The following is a 23,495-nucleotide window of genomic DNA, read 5'->3' as shown; positions in this document are numbered from 1 at the left end:
CCCGTTATATTGAACACGTTCAATATAATCACACTGTCAAACGGACTGCCTTCAGCTATTTGGCTTCTGCAGTGCCTGAATGACTTTTTCCTTGGGACCATCCGCAACTATACGGCCCTGTTCGACGACAATGAGGCGGTCGACGATCTCGAGCATACTGTAGCGGTGGGTCGAAATGATCAGCGTGGTCTTGTCGTTGAACGCGGTCTTCAGCTGTTTTATCAGCTGGCGCTCGGACGCAAGGTCCATCGAGCCGGACGGTTCGTCGAGGAACACGATCTTGGGTTTCGTCATCAGCAGCCGGGCGATCGCCACCGCCTGTCTCTGTCCGCCCGACAGGTTGGTGCCGCGCTCCCCGACATTCATGTCGTAGCCGCGCGGATGGCGTGAGACGAAGTCGTCGACGCCGGCCAGCTTGGCGGCATCGATGATTTCCTCGTCGCTGGCTTCGGGCCGCGCCATCAGCAGGTTTTCCTTGATCGTGCCGGAAAACAGGTCGCCGGCCTGGGCGACGATGCCGACGGCGGAGCGGACCTCCGAAGGGTGGTACTGGCGGATGTCGATGCCGTCGAGCAGCAGCTCGCCGGTCGTCGGCAAATAGAGCCGGCCGACCAGCCGCCCGAACGTCGTTTTGCCGGAGCCGATGCGGCCGATGATGCCGACGCGCTCGCCGGGATTGATCGACAGGTTCACGCCCGTCAGGACCTCGGTCTCGGTACCGGGATAGACAAAGCCGACATTGCGCAGCGTCAGCGCACCGACCCGGATCGGGCGGTTGACGAAGCCGACCGTGTCGGGCCGGTCTTCCGGCTGCTGCATGATGGTGTTCAGCACCTTGAGCGACAGCGTCGCCTGGCGGAAGCGCGAAAGGGTCATGGCCAACTGGCCGAGCGGTGCCACAGCGCGGCCCGACAGCATGACGGCCGCGATGATGGCGCCAGTCGAGATGGCGCCGCTGTCGAAGGCATAGGCACCCGCGACCACCAGAGCCACGGTCACCATCTGCTGGATGAACTGCGTCATGTTGGCGGCCGCCGCCGACAGCTCCTTGATCTTTTCGGAGGTGTTGGCGGCATTCTTGGAATGCTCCCGCCACTTGCGCAGCAGGTAGGCTTCGGCGCGCAGCGACTTGATCGTCTCGATCGTCGAGATCGACTCGACCAGCAGCGACTGGCGCTGCGACGCTTCGTTCAGCGAGGCGGCGACCCGCTTGCCGATGCGCTGTTGCGCCACCAGCCCGATGATAACGGCCAGTATGAAAGCGATGACAGGGATGACCACCAGCCAGCTCGCCACGGCATAGATCACCAGCAGGAAGATGAAGACGAAGGCGGTGTCGATGAAGGTGCTGACCGTGTTCGAGGTGAAGAACTCGCGCACGAACTCATATTGCGTCACCCGGTTGGCATATTCGCCGGTGGAGGCGGGGCGCGCGCTGAGCGAGGTGTTCAGCACCTTCTCGAACAGCATGTAGGAGATGCGCAGGTCGGCCTTGCGCCCGGCATGGTCGATGAGCGCGGCGCGTGCCGTCTTCAACAGCAGGTCGAACAGGATGGCGGTTGCCACGCCGATCGCCAGTACCCACAGCGACGAGATCGACTTGTTGGGCAGGATGCGGTCGTAGACGTTCATCGTGAAGATGGGCGAGGCGATGGCCAGGAGGTTGATGAAGATCGCCGCCAGCGCCACGCGCGAATAGGACCGCCAGAACGCGCCGAGCGTGCCGTACAGCCAGTGCGGGCGCTCTATCTTCGCCGCGGTGCCGACGGTCATGTCCTCGGCGGCATTGGCATAGGTGATGGAGAAGCCGACGCCACCTGATATCGGCACGCCCATCAACTCGGCGCGCGAGATCGAGGTGCGACCATCTTCCTGCGGTCCCGTCAGGAACTCCGCACCATCCCTCTGCTCGGCCAGGATGGCGATGGGCAGCCGGTTGGAACGGAAGACGATGGCCGGCAGGTCGAAGCGGCCGCGCACGAAATCGCGATGTTCGAACTCTTGCGTTTCCAGGCCGATACGTTCGGCCAGATGGCGGATTTCCTGGACTTCGACCCTCGTTTCCGAGATCGGCACGCCGGAAAACAGCACTGTCTCGGCACTGGGGCGGCCGAGATAGGCAGCCACAGCCGAAAAACAGGATTTGAACGCTTCGACCGGAGTCTGGATATGCGTCTGCTGGTTCATGACGGGCGGGGCCTGCCGTCAGGCAGACACCCTACTTCTTTCTGACCGGGGCGAGCAGGTCGAATGGCATGTCGTTGACCTGTTCCGACGGCGTCCGTGCGTAGGTCTCGGTGTCGGCGGTCGCCGGCACGTTGAACTCGGTGCGGGCGTAGGCGGCAGCCTGCTTCGCCGGTGCGATGTTCATGGTCTTCAGCAACTGGCCGGTCGCTGCGAGCAGCCGGTATTCGGCGAACAACGACGCGAATGATGCGGTATTTGCCAGGGTCTCGGTGTTGAAGCGCGTGTTCTGCGCGTCGAGCACGTCGAGCAGCGAACGCTGGCCGACCTTGAACTGCTCGCGATACGAGGTCACCAGCCTGTCATTGGCGACGGCCTGCTGGCGCAGCGTCTTGGCGAGGTCGGCCTGGCGGAAGCGGCGATCCCAGGAAATGCGCACGGCTTCTTCGATCTCGCGCTGCACCTGATGCATGGCAAGGCGCTGCTCGCTGACGCGGCGGATCTGTTCCTGCTCGTTGGCCTTGTCGATGCCGCCGCGATAGAGGTTCCAGCGCAACACCAGGCGGGCCTGCAGGTCGTTGGTCTCGTCGGCGGAGCCGTCGATGTCGTTGCCGACGCGGGCGCGGCCTTCCGCTACCACCTCGGGGCCGTATTTGGCGCGTGCTGCGTCGACCAGCGAAGCTGCGGCGTCGATGTCGCTGCTGGCCATGTGGATGCGCGGATTGTTGCGGCGGGCGAGGCCGATGGCATCATCGAGCGAACGCGGCAGGGCCTTGGCCACCGAACCGGGCTTGGACGGGCTGACCAGCGGCTTGCCCACGGTCTTGAAGAAACGGATCTTGGCCGCTTCCAGCTCCTCGGACGCTTCCTGCACGCGCGCCTTGGCGGCGAACAGGCGTTCTTCGGCTTGCTGGCGGTCGGCGTCGGTCAGCGCACCGCCCTGGATACCCTCGCGGATGTCGCCGAGGATCGACTGGTGGAAGCCGAGATTGCGCTTGGCCTCGCCCACGATCTGGGCCTGCAGCACGTATTCGAGGTAATCTTGGACGACCGAAAGGCCAATGAATTCCGAACGCTCGAGAACGCGGAAGGATGCGCCGTCGACGCGCGATGCCTGGCGGGTCAGTTCGGCGCGGCGTGCGCCGTTGTCGAACAGCTTCTGGGTGACGACGACGCCGGCTTCCGATGGATAGAGCGCATCGTCTTCGATCGACAGGGCGCGCCGCGACGGGTTGTCGAGTCGGCGCACGCCGGTCGAGGCTTCCAGGTCGACGCTGGGGAGATAGAGGCCCTTCGCCTGCCGCAGTTCGAATTCGATCGCTTCGCGGTTCTCGACGGCCTGGCCGATCTCGGGGTTGGATTCGACGGCCACCGCCATCGCTTCCTTCAGCGACAGCGCGTTCGCGCCATTGCCCGATAGCACGGTCGCTGCCAACAAAACCGCCAGCCGCTGCGCAAAGCGCCCAAAATTCAACTGCATCTAAACTCTCCCCCACTCCATCCCGACATTCGTCACAGCCAGGATCCCTATACGTACCCGCCGTGAGCAATTATCCAGCAGCGCATGAAAATCGACAGCAATTTGATTGTCCATATGCTGAATCATGAGGATTTATGCTATTTGGTGAAAGCACTGGTGCAAAAATACTACATATCCAGTTGCTAAATCGGACTTTCGTAATAAACGCCGGGGTTGTGTACAGGGCTGCCGCGGGTGGGGCGGCTGGCGGTTTGGGGGCCAACCGGCAATTGCTGGAATCGGCCAAGCGATTCTAGCGCCTGCGCCTACTGCGGCTGGGGCCCCTCTCCGGGAGCAATTGCTGCGAAATTGCCGCCTGCAGAAGCGATCTGCGCCGATCCAGGCCGCGCGCCGTGGATCCAGGCGCGGTCGGTGCTGAACGAATAGAGCGGAACATAGCTCCTGTAGGCGCCGTCGCTGGCCACCGTGTTGCTCAGATTGTCGAGGATGAAGTTTCCACTTTGGGTGGCAACCGACAGGACTGCGTGAAACACCCCCCGGCCGGTGTCTTGAAGTACAACCAGCGACATGCTGCGCGCCGGAACGCCGGCTTCGATCAGCGCCGCCATCTTGAGAATGACGTAGTCTTCGCAGTCGCCGACGCCACGCGACAGTATTTCCGCCGGCTTCGCCCAATAATCGAGGTTGCCGTAGACCGCGTCGTCCTTGCGGTAGGTGATCATCGTGTTGACGGCGCGGTTGACGCTGGCAAGCTTGTCCATGAACTTCTTGTCGCGGGCGCCAGTTGCGACGGCCGCAAATGCGGCACCGCGCTTGCCGCAGCTGGTCGCGTCTGCACAGTCGCCGATTTTGCTGTAGACCTTGGCCCAGCGGCCGGCGACGGGAAAGTTGCGCATCGGAATGGCGACCGAGCCGAACACGCCGGGCACGATGGCAGCCGTCTTGATCGGGTCGATGCCCTCGGGAGTGACGTCCACCTGCGAAGCGGTGCGCACGGCCAGGCCGTAGCCGTCGAAGTCCTGGCCGAACTGGAAAGGCTTGTTTGCAACCGCGGCCGCAGTTGGTTCCAGCAGCATCAGGCCGCCGAGAAGCCGTGTGGCGTGTGGCTGACTGGCGGCGGAAGCACCGGTATCGGAATCCTGGCTGGCATGGGCGCCGTGCAGTGCCGCGGCAAGAAATGCCGTTGCCGCAAGGATATTCAACCCGAACTTCGAAGCGTTAGATAGTGTTGCTTTCATGTCGCCCACCTATTTTGGTGAAAGCTAGCAACATCGTCTCAAATTATCGGAAAGGAACGCAGGTAATCAGAAGATAATCTTCGAGTTACACTTTGCATCGAATTTTACGAGAATTTTCTACTTCGCTTTGTCCGGGGCTGGCGCAGCCGCACGATCCATGGCCTTGTTGACCTTGAGCGGAGGAGTGCGAACAGCCGGGCGATGGCAAGCAGCAGATCTGAAACCTTGGCGGTCCGGTGCGGGCGAGGGCCGGTCTTATGAGAATGGCGCGAAGGATGCTGGTTCACGCCGGAGCGGCGATGGCCATCAGCGCTGTCGCAGTGACGATCATGGCGGCGAAAAGCGTACATCTGCCGCCGCAGCCGGTACTTGAAAGCGTGCCGGCCGAAACGCTGTCGTTGCCGTCGCCTCGACATCAGGGCGCTGGAATAGCCGTCGCCGAGGTGCCGCCGAGCCCGGCGCGATCGATCGCACCCGACATTATCGCGCCTCCCGAAGTCGCCAGGCTCCAATTGGAGCGTATCGAGGCCAGGCCACCTCTCGGGGATCTCGGGCTTGCCCCGCCGCCGAAGCGGGTTGGGCCTGACGACTGGGAGGGCACGCTGCTGTATCGTCCCGTGGTGACATCCTCGGCCTCGTTCGAGGCGATGGGCTACGTCATATTTGTTGCCGGCGCCGAGGCGATCGACCCTGGCCAGACCTGCCGGTTCGAGGGGGTTGCCTGGCGTTGCGGCGAGCGCGCCATGCTCGCCTTCAGGTACTGGCTTCGCGGCCGCGCACCTCTGTGCCAGGTGTTTCCGCCGGCCGAGCGGCAACCGGTGGCGGCCGCCTGCAGGATCGGCAAGCAGGATGTCGGCGCATGGCTCGTTTCCAATGGCTGGGCGCATGCGCTGCCCGGTGGTGGCTATGAAAAGGCCGAAGAGGTGGCGCGGAAGGCCGGCATGGGGGTGTTCGGCCCGCCGGATTGATCGGCACAAATCGACGCCGCAAAATGGCTTGGGCCTGTTCAAAAGCGCCAGCTTCGGCTACTTTCCGGCAAATCCGTCAAATTGTTCGTATTCACGGAGGGAATGTTTCATTCTCAACGGGTAGATCGATTCGACATGAGAGCGGAGGGATCTGGCGTGGACAATTCTGGTGCAGGGAATGCGGGTCGAAGCTGGGCGCCGGTCGCCCGCTATGCGCTGCTCGGCACGGCCGCTTGCGTGGCTGTTGCGGCAGGGGCCGCGGCAATCCTGTTTCAGGGCCAGGGCGACCAGGTATTCTGGCGCGGCGTGATTGGCGCCGGTGTCGTTGCCGGTCTGGTCGCTGCACCGCTGCTCTCCATCGTTGCCAATGAACGGCGCAAGTTCGGCGCGCTGAAATCCGAGGTCAGCCGGCTGTCGTCGACCGACGCGCTCACCTCCTGCCTCAACAGCGGCGTCTTCGCCAATCTGATCGATGCTTTCCGTGGCAGCTCGGCATCAGGCGGTCGCCGCCAGGGTGCTCTGCTGGTCGTCGAGATCGATGATTTCCGCGCCATCAACGCCAAGTTCGGCCATGCCTGGGGCGACGAGGTGCTGAAGAGCGTCGCCGGAACGATCAAGGCCTCGGTGCGCGCGGGCGATCTGGTCGGTCGCATCGGCGGCGAGGAATTCGGCATCTTCCTGCCCGGTACCAGCCGCGAGAACGCCGAGCGCGTCGCCGAGCGTATCCGCGGCACTGTCTCCGACACGGTGCTCGAGCCGGGTGCTCGGCAACTGCCTCTGTCGGTCAGCGTCGGTGCCGTGCTGTTCGAAGACCAGGTCGAGTTCGACGATATGTTCCGCCATGCCGACGACCGCCTCAGCGAGGCCAAGGCGCGCGGCCGCAACCGCATCGAATTCGCCGACATGTCGGAAGACGGCGGCAAGCCCAGCCTCAATGCCTGAGGCTGGCGGAGCCGCGGTGGCTTCGCGACATGTATCGAGATCGTTGGCATTTTAACGATCTCGGCAATAATTCCTGAAATGTCAGCATGTCCTAATGTCCCGCAGCCGTGGGGCAGGCCATGTGGTTTTTCTACACATCGGAGCAGAAGAATTTGGCGCGTGCCATGGCGTGTGGCCATGGCGGTCGCCAATGCACGCCGCCGCACCATGTGGCAGCGTGCGGAGCGCCGGGCAATCGCGCCATCAAGCGTTTCACGCTGCAACACATAGTGGCTGGCGGGCATATGGCCAGAACCTAATGTGGCGTGGGCTTGATTCGATCTTTGCACCGAGAGAGGGAGAAAATCCGGTGAAATACAGCAGGAAGCTTCTTGTCAGCGCGGCCTCTGCGCTCGCGATCAGCGCTTTGCCGGTCAAGCTCGACCTTGGGGCCGGCGTTGGCATCGCCAAGACCTCAGCCTATGCCAAGAGCGAGAATGGTGGCGGTAACGGAGGTGGCAACGGTGGTGGCAACGATCGGGGCAACAGCGGTGGCAAGGGCGGTGGCTCGTCCAATGGCAAGTCGGCGTCCGCAGCCGGCAAGACCAGATCGGGCGGCAGTGTCCAGACTGCTTCCGCAGGTGGGCTGATGAAATCGTTGTTCGGCGGTGGGCAGACCAAGAAGGCGGCCGCCACCGGCGCAAAGCGCACGACGCCGAAGAATGCCAAGGCAAATCAGAAGCCGAAGTCTGTGGCCAAAGTCCTGCCGGCTTCCGTGGAGGTTCCGGCGGTGAAGCCGGTCAAGGAAAAGAACCTGAATGCCCGCCTGGCCGGCCTCAATTCCCTCAAGCGGAATTACCACGCCTATCTGAATTCGCAGTCGCCGCGCATGGCTCTCGTCAGGGAGTATGTGCTCAATTCCGCCAAGGCGGATCTGGCAGCGGAGGCGCTTGCCGCTGCGGCCGAAAAGGCAGCACTGGCGCAGACTGCCTTCGACGCGGCCATCGCTGCCATCGAGCCATTTGACGGCAGTGCTCCGATCGCCGATCCGACGACGGATGCGCTGCAGGCGCGCCTTGATGAGTTGAACGGTCTGGAGCTCCCGGCCGATCCGTCGGAGCTCGACGCGTTCAATGCCGAGAAGCAGGCCTTGGCCGATGCAATCGCCGCTGCCGATGACCTGGCAGCCGCCGATCAGGCCGCAGACGATGCCCAGGCTACCGCTGATGCGGCGGCCGAAGGGACGACGGAAGCGGATCTGAGGGAAGCCCTGCTGGCGGCAGCCAATCCCAACCGCGTTGCCGAATATGGCGACGACTATCTGAACGACGACGTGATGGATTGGGCCAAGGATGTTCTCGGCGTCGGCGAGGCTTACGGCAAGATCGATGAGATCAAGGCTACGCTGCCGACAGAGACTGCGGCTGCGGCGCCAGAGCCCGAACTTCAGCCGGTGGTAGTGGTCGAGCCGGCTCCGGAGCCTGTCCTGGTGCCGGCTAACTGAAACGGTTTCGAAGTACTGCCGGTCACAAACGACAGCCGCCGCCGGTTCGCCCGGCGGCGGCTGTCGTTTGCAGGGCCGCGAAGAGGGGCATCAGCACAGCGGTTCCGGTGCCTGCGCGATCTTCGCTCATCGTGTGAAAAAGCGAATCCGCTGGTCGGCCGGGCGTTGACATCGGTTCGGTCGTTTTGCAAAGTGAAACCGGTTTCACTCTTGGGAACGAGCCCCGCTTGAAGTTCGACCTGTCGATCCTCGCCAAGCACATCCCCTTCCTGCTGGAAGGGGCGTGGCTGACGCTGCAGGCCTGTACGCTTGCCGTGATCGGTTCCCTTGTGCTCGGCCTTGCCGTCGGTGCGATGCGGACATCGGCCTCGCCGCTGCTCAACAGGGTCGCTGCGATCTATGTCGATATCTTCCGCAATATCCCCTTCATCGTGCAGCTGTTCTTCTTCTATTTCGGCCTGCCGGAGATCGGCATCTACATCGACGCCTTCACCACCGGCGTCGTTGCGCTTTCTATCGCCGGCGGCGCCTTCACTTCCGATGTCATCCGCTCGGGCATCCTGGCAATCGACCCGGGCGTCATCGAGGCAGCGCAGGTCAGTGGGCTGAGGAAGAGTACAATCTTCCGCAAGATCATCCTGCCGATTGCCCTGCGCGCCTCGATCCGGCCGCTCGGATCGGTGTTCATCAATCTGATCCTGACGTCCTCGATCCTGTCGACGATCACGCTCAACGAGTTGACCGGCTCGGCCAAGATCGTGGCATCGAACACGTTCAGGCCGTTCGAGGTCTATTTCGTCTTGCTCGTCGCCTACGCCGCGCTGACCTATGCCGTATCGATCCTCATCGGCATGCTGCACCGCCATCTCAACCGCCACCAGCAAGAGGGAGCGGTCTGATGCGTTACGGGGACTTCACGCCGTTCGACATCATCCTTCTGTTGCAAGGCCTTGGTGTCTCGCTGGCATTGTTCGTCTCGACCACGCTGATCGGCCTCGTCATCGGCACGGCCTGGGCAGTGATCCGCTTCTACCGCGTGCCGGTGCTGATGCAGATCGTTACCTTCGTCGCCGAGCTGCTCAAGAACTCGCCGGTGCTGGTGCAGCTGTTTTTGGTGTTCTTCGGCCTGCCTGCCTTCCTCAAGATCAACGTCACGCCTACCGAAGCCGCAGTCATCACGCTGTCCGGCAACAGTGCTGCCTTCATCTATGTCATCGCTGTGTCTGCGATCGAGTCCGTCGGCCGCGACCAGATCGAGGCCGCGCGTGTCTTCGGCCTCAGCCGCTGGCAGACCCTGCGCCGGGTCATCGCACCGCAGGCCGCGGCCTTTGCCATCGGCCCGCTCACCGGCCTCCTGGTCAACCAGCTGCAGGTCACGTCGCTGATCTCGGTGATCGGCGTCATGGACCTGACCAAGGTCGGCAACATCCTCAACCTGCGCACGCTCAAGCCGTTCATCGTCTGGACCGCCGTCGGCGCGCTCTACTACCTGACCGCAAAGCTGGTCGCCTACGCCGGAGGCCGTTTCGAAAAGCGGCTCAGGGCGCATACGGCATGGAGAGGTCTCTGATGATCAGCGTATCGGGCCTACGCAAATCCTTTGGCGCCGCCACCGTGCTCGACGGCGTCGACCTCGAAATCCGCCAGGGCGAGGTCGTCTCTGTGCTCGGTTCGTCCGGCTCGGGCAAGTCGACGCTGATCCGCTGCATCAACGGCCTGGAGAAGATCGACGCCGGCAGGATCACGGTCGACGGTTTCGATGTTTCGAAGCCGCGCGAGCTGAGCGAGGCGCGCAAGCGCTCGGGCACGGTGTTCCAGCTGTTCAATCTCTATCCGCACATGACGGCGGTGCAGAACATCGCACTCGCGCCGGTCGAGGTGCTGAAGGTGCCGCGCAAGCAGGCCGAGACCGAAGCACGCGAGCTGTTGCAGTCGGTCGGGCTGACCGATCGTGCCGACGCCTATCCCTCGCAGCTGTCCGGCGGCCAACGCCAGCGCGTCGGCATCTGCCGGGCGCTCGCCATGAAGCCGAGCTACCTCCTGCTCGACGAGGTCACCAGCGCGCTCGATCCCGAGATGACGTCCGAAGTGCTGTCGATCCTGGCCAAGCTTGCCAAGGGCGGCACGACGATGGTGTTCGTCACCCACGAGATCGAATTCGCGCGCTCCATTTCCTCGCGGATCGCCTTCCTCGATAAGGGCACGCTCATCGCCGACCTGGCGACCGAAGAGTTCTTCTCCGACAAGGGCATGGCGCTGCCGCGCGTGGCTCAATTCCTCTCCAAGATGCGTAAAGACTGAAATGATCCTGCTTGCCAATTCCGAGGCCTGGCCCGGCTTCTCCAAGAGCGTCGAACTGCTGAAGGGCGGTAGCCATGGCATCGACGCCATGGTCGCCGGCATCGGCGAGGTTGAGCGCGAGGTCAAGGTCCGCTCGGTCGGCTTTGGCGGCTGGCCGAACATGCTTGGCCGCATGGAATTCGACGCCGGCGTCATGGACGGCACGACGCGTGAAGTGGGCTCGGTCGGCGCTGTGCCCGACACCATTCCGGTGGCAGCCCTTGCCCATGAAGTGATGAAGCGCCTGCCGCATGTCATGTTGACAGGCGACGGCGCCCGTCGTTTCGCCACCGAGATCGGCTTCGCCCACGACGAGACGCTCTACGAAGAGAGCAAGCGCGTCTGGTGGAAGCGGCTGGAAAAGGAGCTTTCGCCGGAAGAACTGGCGAAGTTCCCCGACATTCCGCTTGCCCCGCTCAGCCGCACCATCACCGACCCGGAGCGCGTGCGCGACACCACCGTGTTCCTGTCGCAGGACAGCCTTGGCGGGCTCAACGTCGTGACCTCGACGTCAGGCTGGGCGTGGAAATATCCGGGCCGCCTGGGCGACTCGCCGATTCCCGGCGCCGGCTTCTACGCCGACAGCCGTTTCGGCGCCGCCGCCTGCACGCACACCGGCGAGATGACAATGCGCTGTGGCACCGCGCGCACCATCGTGCTGGCCATGCGCCTCGGCCATTCGCTGGAGCAGGCCATAGCACTTGCCATCGACGAGTTGCGCGAGCTGAAAAGCGGCTTCCTTGCCGGCGTCGTCATCCACGCGCTTGACGCCAAGGGCAACCACAAGGTCGTCAGCCTGAATTGCGAAGAGCAGATCAAGTACTGGTTCTGGGACACCGACCTGCCCGAGCCGGAACATCGCTTCGCCGAACCGTTCACATCCTAACAACCCGAGGGAGAGGGAAAATGAAGAACCTGATGACGAAGCTAGCCGGCATGGCGCTGGCAGTCGGTCTTGCCGCCACCGGCGCTGCCCAGGCCGGCAAGATCGACGAGATCCGCGAGCGCGGCACCGTCCGCATCGGCGTGTCGCTCGGCGGCGAGCCGATCGGCTTCCGCGATGACCAGAACAACCCGGTCGGCTATGACGTCGATGTCGCCACCATGCTCGCCGAAAAACTCGGCGTGCCGGTCGAGTTCGTCGACGTGTCGGGCGACGCCGCATCTCGATGCTGGTTTCGGGCCAGATCGACATCGCGGTTGCCAACACTTCGGCGACGCTCGAGCGCGCCAAGTCGGTCGATTTCTCGATCCCCTACAACCGCGCCGGCCTGCGCATCATCGTCCAGAAGGATGCCGGCATCACCTCGCTGGAAGGCCTCGCCGGCAAGAAGATCGTCGTCGGCCGCGGCTCGACGGGCGAGACCTTCATCAAGAACGCGGCACCTGAGGCCGAGCTCGTCTACACCGACAACTTCTCGCCGGAAGGCGTGCTGCTTCTTCAGCAGAAGCGTGTCGATGCGGCCATCGAGGACTCCTCGCTGCTCGACTATCTCGCCACCAAGAACGAAAACCTGGTGACGCTGCCGGGCCTGCACTCCAACGACCCGATTGGCATCGCTGTCGCCAAGGGTGATGAAGGCTTCGTCCGCTGGATCGACATGTTCGTGTCCGATTACATCCAGAGCGGCGCCTACGAGACCAACTACAAGAAGTGGTGGGGCGAAACCGCCAATCCGCCGGCACTGACCCCGCTCTGGTAAAACAGGGCTGAGGCAGCGGGCAGGCGGGGCGATCCGACCTGTCCGTTTGCTGTCAGGACGTCGCGCGCGGCACGAAAAAGGTCGGCACCGTCACGTCGGCATTGCCGTCGGCGAATTCGCCCGGTTGGGTAAGGAAACGCAGGATCTCGCCGACATAGGCTTTCTTGTCGTAGCCGATGGACGAGATCGGATAGGCCTCGAAGTCGGTCAGCGACAGATTGTCGAAGCCATAGAGCTTGAAGCGACTGGGTTGGTTTTGCGGGAACGCATCGCGATGAACGTCCATCACGCCCATCGCCATGGCGTCCGACGTGCAGAACACCGCGTCGATATCGGGCCAGTCGCCCGACTGCGCCATCTGCCGGCCGCTGGCGTAGGAATAGTCGCCGCGCAGTTCGGCAACGAGCCGGATGCCGTGGCGCTGCATCTCGGCCTTGTAGGCGGCGACGCGGATCTGTTCGACCGGCGAGGACACACGGCCGGTGACAAGCGCAGCCGTGCCGATCCCCTTGCCGGCGGCGTCGGCCACCGCTTCGGCGATGCCTATGGCCTCGTCGGGAACGACCGAGGGCGAGGAACCATCATGCATGCCGTTGAGCATCAAGACATCGTCGCTGCGGAACATCTTGCGCACGTTTTCGGCGTCGGCGAAGTCGGAGAACACCAGTGCCGCATCGACATGGTAGGCGACGCCGTTGCGCAGGAATTCCTCGATGCGCTCGACCGAGCCGACGCGCAGGAAGATGACCTGCTTGCCGATCGACTGGATTTCACCGATCAGAAGGTCGAACAGGTCGAGGTCGGAGAAATCGTGGATGTGGTTGACGATGACCGCGATGAGATTGACGGTCTTGGTGGTCAGGCTGCGCGCCAGCAGATTGGGCTTGAAGCCGAGCTTCTCTGCTGCTTCAAGCACACGCGCCCGCTTGTCGGCCGACACCGGGCGGCTTTCGCTCGACAGCGCCCGCGAGGCGATGGCGCGCGAGACGCCGGCAAGCTCGGCGACATCGGCGATGGTCGGCGAGGTGCGTCGTTTGCGCGAACTGTCCATTGCTGCCTTTGCGAAGTGTCGGTCTGGGAATCCAGGCGTCCCGGCCGGGGCGTCCCGCCGCAGAATTTCTTTCGGGAACTGATTTGATGATTACCTGCTTCGACATTGGCGGTTCAACGATAAAAAGCGCCCGCGCCCGTTCGGCCGGCGAAATCGAGATCATCGACAGGGTAGCGACCCCGCTCGACGACTTTCAGGCCTTCGCCGCCGTGCTCGCCGAGCGCGTTGCGGCGGATAGGGGCCGCACGAAGGGCGTCTCGATCTCCATCGCCGGCGTCGTCGACCCCGCCTCCGGCAGCCTGAAATGCGCCAACATCCCGTGCCTCGACGGCCGGCTGATCGCCGCCGATCTCGAGCGCGTCATCGGCCTGCCGGTCAGGATCGCCAATGATGCCGACTGCTTTGCGCTGGCCGAGGCGACCAGCGGCGCAGGCAAGGGCCACCGCAACGTCTTCGGCGTCATCCTGGGCACCGGCGTCGGCGGCGGGCTCGTCATCGATGGCCGCATCGTTGCTGGCGCCGGCGGCTATGCCGGCGAGTGGGGCCACGGCAAGGCGCTGCAGACGCGTGTCGGCCAGCCGCCGGTCGAGGTGCCGCATTTCGCCTGCGGCTGCGGCCAGTCCGGCTGCGTCGACACCATCGGCGGCGCGCGCGGCATGGAGAAGCTGCACCATTTGCTCTGCGGCGAGCTATTGTCGAGCACCGAGGTCATCGACCGTTGGCTCTCGGGCGCGGCCAAGGCGAGCCGTACCATCGACATCTATCTCGAACTGGTCGGCGTGCCTTTGGCGCTGACGCTCAACATCATCGGCTCGTCCGTCGTTCCGGTCGGTGGCGGGCTTTCCAACGTGCCCGAACTGATCGCTGCACTCGACAATGAGGTGCGCGGACGGACGCTCAGGCGGGCCCAGAGCCCGCTGCTGGTCAAGGCAACACTGACCACGGAGCCGGGCCTGATCGGTGCTGCCGCCCTCGGCCTCCAGGAGATCGCCAATGTCTGAGAACATCCTGCTCGAAGTCTGCGTCGACAGCCCCGAGGGCCTCGCCTCAGCGATCGCTGGCGGCGCTGACCGCATCGAGCTTTGCGCGGCGCTGGAGACCGGTGGCCTCACCCCGTCGCCCGGCCTGATGGCGCTTGCGGCCAAGGCGCCGATCCCGGTCTACGCGATGATCCGCACGCGGCCCGGCGACTTCGTCTACGCCGACAAGGACATGGCAGCACTGCTGGCCGACGTCGACGCCGTGCGAGCTGCCGGTCTGGCGGGCGTCGTGCTCGGCGCCAGCCATGCCGATGGCAGCCTCGACCGCGAGGTTCTGGCCAGGCTGGCTGCACATGCCCGGGGGCTGGGCATGACGCTGCATCGCGCTTTCGATCTCGCCGGTCCCGACTTTGCGCCGGCCATCGACCTCGCCGTCGAACTGGGCTTCGAGCGCATCCTCACCTCGGGTGGCGAAACGACGGCGCTGAAGGGGCTGGGCGCGCTTGCTGCCTGCTTTGCCCACGCCGGCGACCGCATCGCCATCATGCCGGGCTCGGGCGTCAATCTCGAAACCCTCGGCGCCATCAAGGCGCGGCTGCCCTTCCGCGAAATCCACTCGTCCTGCTCGGTGGCCGTCGACGCGCCCGCTGGCAAGGCACTGGAGCTCGGCTTCGTCTCGCCGCGGCCGAAGCACACCGATGCTGGCATCGTGCGCAAGATGAGGGCTGCGCTGGACAGGCTCTAGGTCTTCTCGCCCAAATCCTTGGTCGAGATTTCGTAGAGCGTCTTGTCGGTCGTATCGTCGGTCGTATCGTCGATGCCGACCATGCTGACTTCGTGGCCCCAGAGCCGCTGGATATAGCGCAGCGTCTCGTTGCGCGTGTCTTCCTGCAGCGTGGTGCCGTGGTGGATCGTGTGCTTGATGCGCAGCTTGCGGTCGCCCTTGAGATCGGCGTCGATCGCCTGGATGTCTGGTTGCGTCACCCCGACATCGTAGTTGTCGGCGAGCCGCGAGCGCACGCGTTCGTAGCCGCGTTCGTCGTGGATCGCCGTTACCTCGTAATAGGGGTCCGAGGCTTCTTCCTGCAATGAGAACAGCCGCATGTCGCGGATCAGCGCCGGGCTCAGGAACTGCCGGATGAAGGACTCGTCGCGGTGTGTTGCCCATGCGTCCAGCAGCGTGCCGCACCAGTCGCCATTGCCGGCAAAGTCCGGGAACCAGTCGCGATCTTCGGCGGTAGGCGTCGTGCAGATGCGCTGGATGTCGCGCATCATGTTGAAGCCAAGCGTGTAGGGGTTGAGGCCGCCGTAACGCGGATCATCGAAGGAGGGCTGGAACACCACGTTGGAGTGGTTCTGCAGCACCTCCAGCATCGTGCCTTCGCTGATCTGGCCCTTGTCGAACAGGCGGTTCATGATCGTGTAGTGCACGAAGGTGGCACAGCCTTCGTTCATCACCTTGGTCTGACGCTGTGGGTAGAAATATTGCGCGATGACGCGGACAATGCGCAGGATCTCCCTTTGCCAGGCCTTGAGCACCGGGCTGTATTTCTCCAGGAAATAGAGCAGGTTTTCCTCGGGATATTCGATCGCCGACTGCCGCTCCGACATGTCGGTCTCGACCTCGCGCGGCGCTTCGGCTTCCGTCGCTTGCGGCAGTGTCCGCCACAGGTCGCTGAAGGTCCTTTCCTCATGCTCCAGCCGCTCGCGGATGCGCGCCTGCTCCCTTTCCACCGACAGGCGTGGGCGCCGTCGGTAGCGGAACACCGCCTGCGGCATGAGCGAATGGGCGGCATCCAGAACGGCTTCCACCGCGGCCGGACCATAGCGCTCTTCGCAACGCGCAATGTAGCTCTTGGCGAACTCCATATAGGCGAGGATGGCGCCAGCGTCGGTCCACTGCTGGAACAGGTAGTTATTCTTGAAGAAGTGGTTGTGGCCGAACGAGGCGTGCGCGATGACCAGCGTCTGCAGCGCCATGGTGTTCTCTTCCATGAGGTAGGTGATGCAGGGATTGGAATTGATCACCAGCTCATAGGCGAGCCCCATGCGCCCTTTGCGGTAGAGGTTCGATTCGTGGACGAAATGTTTGCCGAAGGACCAGTGCTGGTACATCAGCGGCATGCCGATCGAGGAATAGGCGTCGAGCATCTGCTCGGATGAGATCACCTCGATCTGGTTGGGGTAGAAATCGAGGCGAAGCTCGTCGACCGCGATCTCCTTGATCGCGTCATAGGCGCGCGACAGATCGTCGAAATTCCAGTCGGAACTGGTGAAGAGCAGTTGGGAGCTTTTTGCGCGATTCTCCACGTGGTGTCCTCATCCGCGTTTTGCCGGCGCCGGTGCCTTGGCGAACAACTCATGAAAGACGGGATAGATGTCGGATGGCTTGGCGATGCGCGTCATCGCGAAATTCGGCCACTCGGCGCTGACCTCGCGATAGGCGTTCCATAGCGACGTGCCGTTGTCGGCATGGCGGAACATCTCGCTTTCGCGCTCGTCGATGATCTCGACATAGGCGTAGTACTGGCAGAGCCGCATCAGCGTCTTGTCGAGTATCGACACGCAGCGCTCGGAGTCGTTGGGGATGTTGTCGCCGTCCGAAGCCTGCGCCGCGTAGATGTTCCAGTCCTTGCTCGGGTAGCGCTCGCGGATGACGCGCAGCATCTCCTCCAGCGCGGTGGAAACGACAGTGCCGCCGCTTTGGGTGCTGTAGAAGAAGGTGTCCTCGTCGACCTCCGAGGCCTCGTGCGTGTGGCGAATGAAGACGATGTCGGTCTTTTCGTAGCGGCGCTTGAGAAACAGGTGCAGCAGCACGAAGAAGCGCTTGGCGAGATCCTTCTCGCGTTCGCCCATCGAGCCCGAGACGTCCATCAGGCAGAACATCACCGCATTGGCGTTGGGTACCGGCTGTGGCTCGAACCGGTTGAAGCGGATGTCGATGGGATCGATATAGGGGATCAGCTTGCGGCGCCGCGCCAGTGTCGCCAGATCCTCGCGCAGTACGGCGATACGTTGCTGAGTGGCGGCGCTTGGCCGCCTCTCACCCTCCAGCTTCTTGAGTTCCGCCGCGAGTTCGTCGATTTCGGCCTGCTTTGGCCGTCTCAGCGCGATACGCCGGCCGAAGCTGTTGAACATCGTGCGCCCGACGCTGATGCTGGTCGGGTTGCCGCTCATCGTAAAGCCGGCCCGGCGCGGCCGGAAGGTCACGACTTCCTTGAGGTTGTGCTTGACCAGGTCGGGCAGTTCGAGGTCCTCGAAGAACAGGTCGAGCACCTCCCCACGCGACAGGACGAACTGGAAATCGTCCTCGCCGTCGCCCGAGGATGAGGGGTCCGAGCCCTTGCCGCCGCCGGCTGCCGGGCGCGGGATTCGGTCGCCCGTGCCGAAGGTCTTGTTGCCGGGAAGCACGTCCTCCCGGTGGCCGGAATGCGGCGCGCGCTGGAACGTCGGCTCGCTGATGCCCTTGCGGGGGATCGGGATGATCTGGTCCTGGTCCGCCGTCTCGATCTTGCCGGACCTGACCCGGTCGTTGATCGCACGTTTCAGTTCGTCACGAGCGCGCCTCAAGAAACGCTGCCTGTTGCCAAGGCTCTTGTCCTTGGGGTTGAGGCGCCGATCGATGAAGTTCGGCATGTGTGTCCCCGATCAGCCCGCCTTGTTAACCCGCATGTACCAGTCGACGAGTCGCCGGACCTGGCGCTGCGTGTAGCCGCGCTCAGTCATGCGTTCGACGAATTCGGCATGCTGTTTCTCGGTCGTGCTGTCGCGCTTGGCGCCGAAGCTGATGACAGGCAAGAGGTCCTCGACCTGGCCGAACATGCGCTTCTCGATCACCTCCCGCAGCTTCTCGTAGCTGGTCCATGACGGGTTGCGGCCATTGTTCTTGGCGCGCGCCCTCAGCGTGAACTTCACCACCTCGTTGCGGAAGTCTTTCGGGTTGGCGATGCCGGCAGGCTTCTCGATCTGCGACAGCTCGGAATCGAGAATGCCGCGATTGAGGATCTGGCCGGTGTCGGGGTCCTTGTAGTCCTGGTCCTCGATCCACGCGTCGGCATAGGCGATGTAGCGGTCGAACAGGTTCTGGCCGTACTCGCTGTAGGATTCGAGATAGGCCTTCTGGATCTCGTGGCCGATGAACTCGGCATAGCGCGTGGCGATCTCCGACTTGATGAAATCGAGATAGGACTGCTCGATCTCGTTGGGGAACTGTTCGCGCTTGATCGCCTGTTCGAGCACGTACATCAGATGCACCGGGTCGGCGGCGATCTCCTTGGTGTCGTAGTTGAACGTCTCCGACAATACCTTGAAGGCAAAGCGCGTGCTGACGCCGTTCATGCCTTCGTCGACGCCGGCGGCGTCGCGATATTCCTGCATCGACTTGGCCTTGGGGTCGACGTCCTTGAGGTTCTCGCCGTCATAGACGCGCATCTTGGTGTAGAGCGGCGAGTTTTCGTGTTCGGCCAGCCGGGTCGACACCGTGAAGCGGCTCAATATGTCGAGCACTTCGGGCGCGCAGGGATTGCTCACCAGTTCGCTTTCGCGCAGCAGCTTCTCGTAGATCTGCCGCTCTTCGGTGACGCGCAGGCAGTAGGGCACCTTGACCACCAGAATGCGGTCGAGGAACGCCTCGTTGTTCCTGTTGCTCTTGAATTGCAGCCATTCGGATTCGTTGGAGTGCGCCAGTACGATGCCCTGGTAGGGGAAGGCGCCGAAGCTCTCCGTGCCGTTGTAGTTGCTTTCCTGGGTCGCCGTCAGCAGCGGATGCAGCACCTTGATCGGCGCCTTGAACATCTCGACGAATTCCAACAGTCCTTGCGTCGTGCGGTTCAGGCCGCCGCTGTAGGAATAGGCGTCGGGGTCGGCCTGGCTGAAATTCTCAAGCTTGCGGATATCGACCTTGCCGACCAGGGCCGACACGTCCTGGTTGTTCTCGTCGCCGGGCTCGGTCTTGGCTATGCCGATCTGGCGCAGCCGCGACGGCATCAGCTTGACCACGCTGAACTTGGAGACGTCGCCACCGATTTCTTCGAGCCGCTTGGCCGCCCATGGCGAAATCAGGCCGGTCAGCCGGCGCCGGGCGATGCCATATTTGTCCTCAAGCAGGTCGGCCATGCGATCTGGATGGAACAGGCCAAGGGGTGATTCGAAGACCGGGCTGAGTTGGCCACCGATCTTGAGTGTGTAGATCGGCCGCTCTTCCATCAGCTTCTTCAGCCGTTCGGCGAGTGACGACTTGCCGCCGCCGACGGGGCCGAGCAGGTACAGGATCTGCTTGCGTTCTTCCAGACCTTGCGCGGCGTAGCGGAAGTAGCCGACGATCCGCTCGATCGTGTCTTCCATGCCGTAGAACTCGGCAAATGCCGGATAAAGCTTGATTGTTCGGTTTGCGAAGATGCGCCCCATGCGGGGGTCAGCACTTGTGTCGACCAGCGTGGGGGCGCCGATGGCGTCCACCATTCGCTCCGCTGCCGTGGCATACATGGCCGGCTGGTCGCGGCAGGCGAGCAGATATTGCTGGAGGCTCATCTCCTCGGTTGTCTGACTGCTGTAGATTTCCGAGAAGAGATTGAAGACGTCGGTTTCACGTGTTTGCATGGCACCCTCACAATGCCGAAGTCGGTGGGAGTGTAACACCACTTCGACCTTTTGCCTTCATCTCAACTTCGCTGGTCAGCCAAAGTTCCGCACAGAATGTCGTGATCGCAGATTTAGTTTGCATGCATGGAATTGTGGCGCGGCACTCCGCTTGACGAACCGCGGAGAGGGTCTGTCCATGACGGCGCTTTGCTTGCGCCGAAGTTCAACTTTGGGCTGTTGTCCGGCGATAGGGCGGGCCGCCCGGATATGGCCTGTCCAGTCGATGGATTTGTGAACGCGTCGCCAGTGCTTGGTGTTGAAATCTGCGCCGCGACACAAGGCGGCACTCGACGCTGCGACCTTCGCCCGGTTATGAACTGGGACCGCACGATGGCGGGCAGTTTTGCAGGGAAGGATGGCTGTCATGAAGGCACGCATCAAATGGGTTGAGGATCGCACCTTCGTTGGCCAATCCGGCAGCGGGCACAAGATCGTGCTCGGAACCTCCAAGGAACCGGGCGGCCAGACGCCGGGCCCGAGCCCGATGGAACTGATGCTGATCGGCGCCGGCGGCTGCTCTGCCTACGATGTCGTCCATATCCTGGAGAAGGGCCGCGAGGCGATCGAGGACTGCACCGTCGAGCTCGACGCCGATCGCGCCGACACCGACCCCAAGGTCTTCACCCGCATCCACATGCACTTCGTGGTCAAGGGCCGTGGCCTTGCGGCTGCCAAGGTAGAGCGTGCCGTCAGCCTCTCGATCGAGAAATACTGCTCGGCCTCGGCGATGCTCGCCAAGTCGGCGGTCATCACCCACGATTTCGAAGTCGTCGACACCTCGGCGCCGGCCAGCGCCGGCTGACGGCAACGCTGATCGCTGCCAGTTGCGGCAAAGAGTCGATCCGAGCAAATGCGCGATTGCCGGGCAATTGCGCATTTGCGAAAACCCTGCGAAACTGCCTCGGCAGATGATGAGGCACGACGCATGAGTTCCCGGAGCGAAAACCCAAGGCTCGATGACGCCGCCCGCGCCGGCTGGCTCTATTATGTTGCCGGCAACACCCAGGACCAGATCGCGACAAAGCTCGGCGTCTCGCGCCAGACAGCGCAGCGGCTGGTGTCGCTGGCCATGTCGGAAGGTCTGATCAAGGTTCGTGTCGACCATCCGATCGCCAACTGCCTGGATCTTGCCGCAAGGCTCCGGTCCCGTTTTGCGCTCGACCTTGTCGAGGTCACGCCCAGCGATCCGGATTCGTCGTCGACGACGATCGGCATTGCCCAGGCGGCGGCCGCCGAGATCGAGAAATGGCTGCGCTCGCCCGAGCCGATCGTCATGGCGATCGGCACCGGCCGCACGCTCAAGGCAGCGATCGAACAGCTGCCGCCGATGGAATGCCCGCAGCACAAGGTGGTTTCGCTGACCGGCAACATCTCGCCGGATGGTTCGGCGGCGTTCTACAACGTCATCTTCACCATGGCCGACACCATCAAGGCGCGCAGCTTTCCCATGCCTTTGCCGGCCATTGCCTCGTCGTCGGACGAGCGCCGCATGCTGCATGGCCAGCCCTTGATCCAGCCGACCCTGGCGCTTGCGGCGCAGGCCGACGTCACCTTCGTCGGCGTCGGCGACATGGGCCCCCAGGCGCCGCTTTACGAGGACGGCTTCATCACCGAAACCGAACTCAAGGCGCTGCAGAAGGCCGGCGCTGTCGGTGAGATTGTCGGCTGGGCCTTCGACCGCGACGGCAAGCTCATCGACGGCATCACCAACGACCGCGTTGCCTCCGCGCCGCTGCCGTCGCGTGAGCGCTCGCTGGTGGTTGCGCTCGCCATGGGCGAGCGCAAGCTGCCCGGCATCCTGGCCGCCGTCACCCGGCGTCTCGTCAACGGCCTGATCACCGACGAGCGCACGGCAGCAGCTTTGCTGGCTGCCTGACCCGTAGTCCACGAGCCGTGCCTTCCGACGCATAGGCGCTCCGCGCGGCCGCGCGCCGTCTCTCTCCTCCCTTCATCTGCATCCCGACCAGCCGCCAATCCGGCGGCTGCACTGCCGTGCCCAGATTCCTGCTTGACATAAATCACATCAGATGAATAATTGCCCACAGCCAAGGCAAATGCTCACTTTGGCTTTTGGGAGGAATTCGATGAAACTGAACACGCTCTTCCTGGGCCTGTGCGGAGCGAGCGCGCTTGCGTTTGCCGCTCATGCCGAGACCATCACCATCGCCACGGTCAACAATGGCGATATGGTCCGCATGCAGAAGCTGACGGACGACTTCACCGCCAAGAACCCCGACATCCAGCTCGAATGGGTCACGCTCGAAGAGAACGTGCTGCGCGAGCGCGTCACCACCGACATCGCCACAAAGGGTGGCCAGTATGACGTCATGACCATCGGCACCTACGAGGTTCCGATCTGGGCCAAGCAGCAATGGCTGCTGCCGCTCGACAATCTTGGCGCCGACTACGACGCCGCCGACATCATCCCGGCCATTGCCGGTGGCCTTTCGGCGGACGGCAAGCTCTATGCCGCGCCCTTCTACGGCGAGAGCTCCTTCGTCATGTACCGCAAGGATCTGATGGAGAAGGCCGGGCTCACCATGCCCGACGCCCCGACCTGGGAATTCATCGCCGACGCGGCCCGCAAGATGACCGACCGCGCCGCCGACATCAACGGCATCTGCCTGCGCGGCAAGGCCGGCTGGGGCGAGAACATGGCCTTCCTGACCGCCATGTCCAACTCGTTCGGTGCGCGCTGGTTCGACGAGAAATGGCAGCCGCAGTTCGACCAGCCCGAGTGGAAGAATACCCTCCAGTTCTACGTCGACCTGATGAAGGATGCCGGCCCGTCCGGCGCTTCCTCCAACGGCTTCAACGAGAACCTGGCGCTGTTCCAGCAGGGCAAGTGCGGCATGTGGATCGACGCCACGGTCGCGGCCTCCTTCGTCTCCAATCCGAAGGATTCGACCGTTGCCGACAAGGTCGGCTACGCACTGGCGCCAGACACCGGCCTGGGCAAGCGCGGCAATTGGCTGTGGGCATGGTCGCTCGGCATTCCGGCCGGCACGCAGAAGGCCGAAGCGGCGCAGAAGTTCGTCTCTTGGGCAACCGGCAAGGGCTATCTCGACCTCGTTGCCTCGAAGGAAGGCTGGGCCAACGTGCCGCCCGGCACGCGCACCTCGCTTTACAACAACCCCGAGTACCAGAAGGCCGCGCCCTTCGCCAAGATGACGCTGGATTCGATCAATTCCGCCGATCCGACCAAGCCCACCGTCAAGCCGGTGCCTTATGTCGGCGTCCAGTTCGTCGCCATTCCCGAGTTCCAGGGGTTGGGCACGACCGTCGGCCAGCTGTTCTCGGCGGCCCTCGCCGGACAGTCGAGCGTCGATGACGCGCTTGCCGGAGCACAGACCGCAGCGGTCCGCGAGATGACCCGCGCCGGCTACATCAAGTAGGCAGATCCTCCCTGCCTGGCCGTCCGGTCTCCCAGTCCGGACGGCCCCTTTCGGTGACCTGAAACCTCATCCGTCCGAACCGGGGTGATCG

The 23,495-nt window shown here is 63.4% G+C and carries 19 protein-coding genes and 1 pseudogene; 13 read left to right on the top strand and 7 right to left on the bottom strand.

The genetic code is table 11. From position 1 onward, the window contains the following. Window positions 1–51: 51 nt before the first annotated feature. From O1Y97_RS01010 to O1Y97_RS01000, 3 genes are all read right to left on the bottom strand, one after another. On the bottom strand, window positions 52–2,187 hold the full coding sequence (locus O1Y97_RS01010) for a type I secretion system permease/ATPase (RefSeq protein ID WP_318762790.1): 2,136 nt from the start codon (window positions 2,185–2,187) through the stop codon (window positions 52–54). A gap of 31 nt (window positions 2,188–2,218) precedes the next feature. Further along, window positions 2,219–3,664: a TolC family protein gene (locus O1Y97_RS01005; RefSeq protein ID WP_108605545.1), complete on the bottom strand. Its 1,446-nt coding sequence runs from the start codon at window positions 3,662–3,664 to the stop codon at window positions 2,219–2,221. A 305-nt stretch (window positions 3,665–3,969) separates the two neighbouring features. Next, entirely contained in the window at window positions 3,970–4,902 is a 933-nt protein-coding gene (locus tag O1Y97_RS01000; protein WP_318762789.1) for a transglutaminase-like cysteine peptidase, read from the bottom strand. A 299-nt stretch (window positions 4,903–5,201) separates the two neighbouring features. Between O1Y97_RS01000 and O1Y97_RS00995 the strand changes: the two genes are divergently transcribed. The 8 genes and pseudogenes from O1Y97_RS00995 (at window position 5,202) to O1Y97_RS00960 (ending at window position 12,338) form a co-directional block, all read left to right on the top strand. Then, a complete protein-coding gene (locus O1Y97_RS00995; RefSeq protein ID WP_318762788.1) occupies window positions 5,202–5,870 on the top strand; it encodes a thermonuclease family protein in 669 nt (222 codons plus the stop codon). A 156-nt stretch (window positions 5,871–6,026) separates the two neighbouring features. Beyond that, window positions 6,027–6,812 (top strand): GGDEF domain-containing protein, encoded by a 786-nt coding sequence (locus O1Y97_RS00990; RefSeq protein ID WP_318762787.1) that lies wholly within the window; start codon window positions 6,027–6,029, stop codon window positions 6,810–6,812. Window positions 6,813–7,161: 349 nt separating this feature from the next. Further along, window positions 7,162–8,295: a hypothetical protein gene (locus O1Y97_RS00985; RefSeq protein ID WP_318762786.1), complete on the top strand. Its 1,134-nt coding sequence runs from the start codon at window positions 7,162–7,164 to the stop codon at window positions 8,293–8,295. Window positions 8,296–8,522: 227 nt separating this feature from the next. After that, complete coding sequence (locus O1Y97_RS00980) at window positions 8,523–9,194, top strand: amino acid ABC transporter permease (RefSeq protein ID WP_183262974.1); 672 nt, start codon at window positions 8,523–8,525, stop codon at window positions 9,192–9,194. Beyond that, complete coding sequence (locus tag O1Y97_RS00975; RefSeq protein WP_318762785.1) at window positions 9,194–9,865, top strand: amino acid ABC transporter permease; 672 nt, start codon at window positions 9,194–9,196, stop codon at window positions 9,863–9,865. Before O1Y97_RS00980 ends, O1Y97_RS00975 begins: the two co-directional genes overlap by 1 nt. Further along, window positions 9,865–10,596 carry an amino acid ABC transporter ATP-binding protein gene (locus O1Y97_RS00970; RefSeq protein WP_318762784.1) on the top strand — a complete coding sequence of 244 codons (732 nt, stop codon included), beginning with the start codon at window positions 9,865–9,867 and terminating at the stop codon, window positions 10,594–10,596. Before O1Y97_RS00975 ends, O1Y97_RS00970 begins: the two co-directional genes overlap by 1 nt. A 1-nt stretch (window position 10,597) precedes the next feature. Continuing rightward, window positions 10,598–11,521, top strand: coding sequence for an isoaspartyl peptidase/L-asparaginase (locus O1Y97_RS00965; protein WP_318762783.1), 924 nt, complete (start codon window positions 10,598–10,600; stop codon window positions 11,519–11,521). A gap of 20 nt (window positions 11,522–11,541) precedes the next feature. Next, a pseudogene (locus O1Y97_RS00960) lies at window positions 11,542–12,338 on the top strand (transporter substrate-binding domain-containing protein). 52 nt (window positions 12,339–12,390) lie between these two features. Here O1Y97_RS00960 and O1Y97_RS00955 read toward each other — a convergent pair. Next, window positions 12,391–13,389 (bottom strand): LacI family DNA-binding transcriptional regulator, encoded by a 999-nt coding sequence (locus tag O1Y97_RS00955; protein WP_318762782.1) that lies wholly within the window; start codon window positions 13,387–13,389, stop codon window positions 12,391–12,393. An 86-nt stretch (window positions 13,390–13,475) separates the two neighbouring features. Here O1Y97_RS00955 and O1Y97_RS00950 point away from each other — a divergent pair, with 86 nt between their 5' ends. Together O1Y97_RS00950 and O1Y97_RS00945 are read left to right on the top strand one after the other, a co-directional pair. Next, window positions 13,476–14,390: an ROK family protein gene (locus O1Y97_RS00950; RefSeq protein ID WP_318762781.1), complete on the top strand. Its 915-nt coding sequence runs from the start codon at window positions 13,476–13,478 to the stop codon at window positions 14,388–14,390. After that, complete coding sequence (locus O1Y97_RS00945; protein WP_318762780.1) at window positions 14,383–15,114, top strand: copper homeostasis protein CutC; 732 nt, start codon at window positions 14,383–14,385, stop codon at window positions 15,112–15,114. Before O1Y97_RS00950 ends, O1Y97_RS00945 begins: the two co-directional genes overlap by 8 nt. Here O1Y97_RS00945 and O1Y97_RS00940 read toward each other — a convergent pair. The 3 genes from O1Y97_RS00940 to O1Y97_RS00930 are packed head-to-tail and all read right to left on the bottom strand — an operon-like array spanning window position 15,111 to window position 19,967. After that, window positions 15,111–16,679 (bottom strand): SpoVR family protein, encoded by a 1,569-nt coding sequence (locus O1Y97_RS00940; protein ID WP_318762779.1) that lies wholly within the window; start codon window positions 16,677–16,679, stop codon window positions 15,111–15,113. The genes O1Y97_RS00945 and O1Y97_RS00940 overlap by 4 nt on opposite strands. Before the next feature lie 9 nt (window positions 16,680–16,688). Beyond that, window positions 16,689–18,005 carry a YeaH/YhbH family protein gene (locus O1Y97_RS00935; RefSeq protein ID WP_318762778.1) on the bottom strand — a complete coding sequence of 439 codons (1,317 nt, stop codon included), beginning with the start codon at window positions 18,003–18,005 and terminating at the stop codon, window positions 16,689–16,691. A 12-nt stretch (window positions 18,006–18,017) separates the two neighbouring features. Then, entirely contained in the window at window positions 18,018–19,967 is a 1,950-nt protein-coding gene (locus tag O1Y97_RS00930; RefSeq protein WP_108605530.1) for a PrkA family serine protein kinase, read from the bottom strand. Between the two features lie 406 nt (window positions 19,968–20,373). On the opposite strand from O1Y97_RS00930, the gene O1Y97_RS00925 reads away from it, so the two are divergent. The 3 genes from O1Y97_RS00925 to O1Y97_RS00915 all read left to right on the top strand — a co-directional run bounded on the left by O1Y97_RS00925 (window position 20,374) and on the right by O1Y97_RS00915 (window position 23,404). After that, window positions 20,374–20,811, top strand: coding sequence for an OsmC family protein (locus O1Y97_RS00925; protein WP_183262965.1), 438 nt, complete (start codon window positions 20,374–20,376; stop codon window positions 20,809–20,811). 123 nt (window positions 20,812–20,934) lie between these two features. Further along, window positions 20,935–21,885, top strand: a complete 951-nt coding sequence (locus tag O1Y97_RS00920) for a sugar-binding transcriptional regulator (protein ID WP_108605529.1) — start codon at window positions 20,935–20,937, stop codon at window positions 21,883–21,885. A gap of 208 nt (window positions 21,886–22,093) precedes the next feature. Beyond that, window positions 22,094–23,404: an ABC transporter substrate-binding protein gene (locus O1Y97_RS00915; protein ID WP_318762777.1), complete on the top strand. Its 1,311-nt coding sequence runs from the start codon at window positions 22,094–22,096 to the stop codon at window positions 23,402–23,404. The last annotated feature ends 91 nt before the right edge of the window (window positions 23,405–23,495 follow it).

Origin of the sequence: Aminobacter niigataensis, from assembly GCF_946995915.1 — a bacterium.
Taxonomy (GTDB): Bacteria; Pseudomonadota; Alphaproteobacteria; order Rhizobiales; family Rhizobiaceae; genus Aminobacter; species Aminobacter niigataensis.
Note: the sequence above shows the minus strand (reverse complement) of the source record. Positions and strands in the feature narration are given on the sequence as shown.

Excerpts from the sequence above, each read along its gene's own strand:
- O1Y97_RS01010 (WP_318762790.1), bottom strand. The coding sequence starts at position 2,187 with ATGAACCAGCAGACGCATATCCAGACTCCGGTCGAAGCGTTCAAATCC.
- O1Y97_RS00930 (WP_108605530.1), bottom strand. The coding sequence starts at position 19,967 with ATGCAAACACGTGAAACCGACGTCTTCAATCTCTTCTCGGAAATCTAC.
- O1Y97_RS00915 (WP_318762777.1), top strand. The coding sequence starts at position 22,094 with ATGAAACTGAACACGCTCTTCCTGGGCCTGTGCGGAGCGAGCGCGCTT.
- O1Y97_RS00925 (WP_183262965.1), top strand. The coding sequence starts at position 20,374 with ATGAAGGCACGCATCAAATGGGTTGAGGATCGCACCTTCGTTGGCCAA.
- O1Y97_RS00995 (WP_318762788.1), top strand. The coding sequence starts at position 5,202 with ATGGCCATCAGCGCTGTCGCAGTGACGATCATGGCGGCGAAAAGCGTA.
- O1Y97_RS00955 (WP_318762782.1), bottom strand. The coding sequence starts at position 13,389 with ATGGACAGTTCGCGCAAACGACGCACCTCGCCGACCATCGCCGATGTC.
- O1Y97_RS01005 (WP_108605545.1), bottom strand. The coding sequence starts at position 3,664 with ATGCAGTTGAATTTTGGGCGCTTTGCGCAGCGGCTGGCGGTTTTGTTG.
- O1Y97_RS00970 (WP_318762784.1), top strand. The coding sequence starts at position 9,865 with ATGATCAGCGTATCGGGCCTACGCAAATCCTTTGGCGCCGCCACCGTG.
- O1Y97_RS00975 (WP_318762785.1), top strand. The coding sequence starts at position 9,194 with ATGCGTTACGGGGACTTCACGCCGTTCGACATCATCCTTCTGTTGCAA.
- O1Y97_RS00950 (WP_318762781.1), top strand. The coding sequence starts at position 13,476 with ATGATTACCTGCTTCGACATTGGCGGTTCAACGATAAAAAGCGCCCGC.
- O1Y97_RS01000 (WP_318762789.1), bottom strand. The coding sequence starts at position 4,902 with ATGAAAGCAACACTATCTAACGCTTCGAAGTTCGGGTTGAATATCCTT.
- O1Y97_RS00965 (WP_318762783.1), top strand. The coding sequence starts at position 10,598 with ATGATCCTGCTTGCCAATTCCGAGGCCTGGCCCGGCTTCTCCAAGAGC.
- O1Y97_RS00945 (WP_318762780.1), top strand. The coding sequence starts at position 14,383 with ATGTCTGAGAACATCCTGCTCGAAGTCTGCGTCGACAGCCCCGAGGGC.
- O1Y97_RS00935 (WP_318762778.1), bottom strand. The coding sequence starts at position 18,005 with ATGCCGAACTTCATCGATCGGCGCCTCAACCCCAAGGACAAGAGCCTT.
- O1Y97_RS00920 (WP_108605529.1), top strand. The coding sequence starts at position 20,935 with ATGAGTTCCCGGAGCGAAAACCCAAGGCTCGATGACGCCGCCCGCGCC.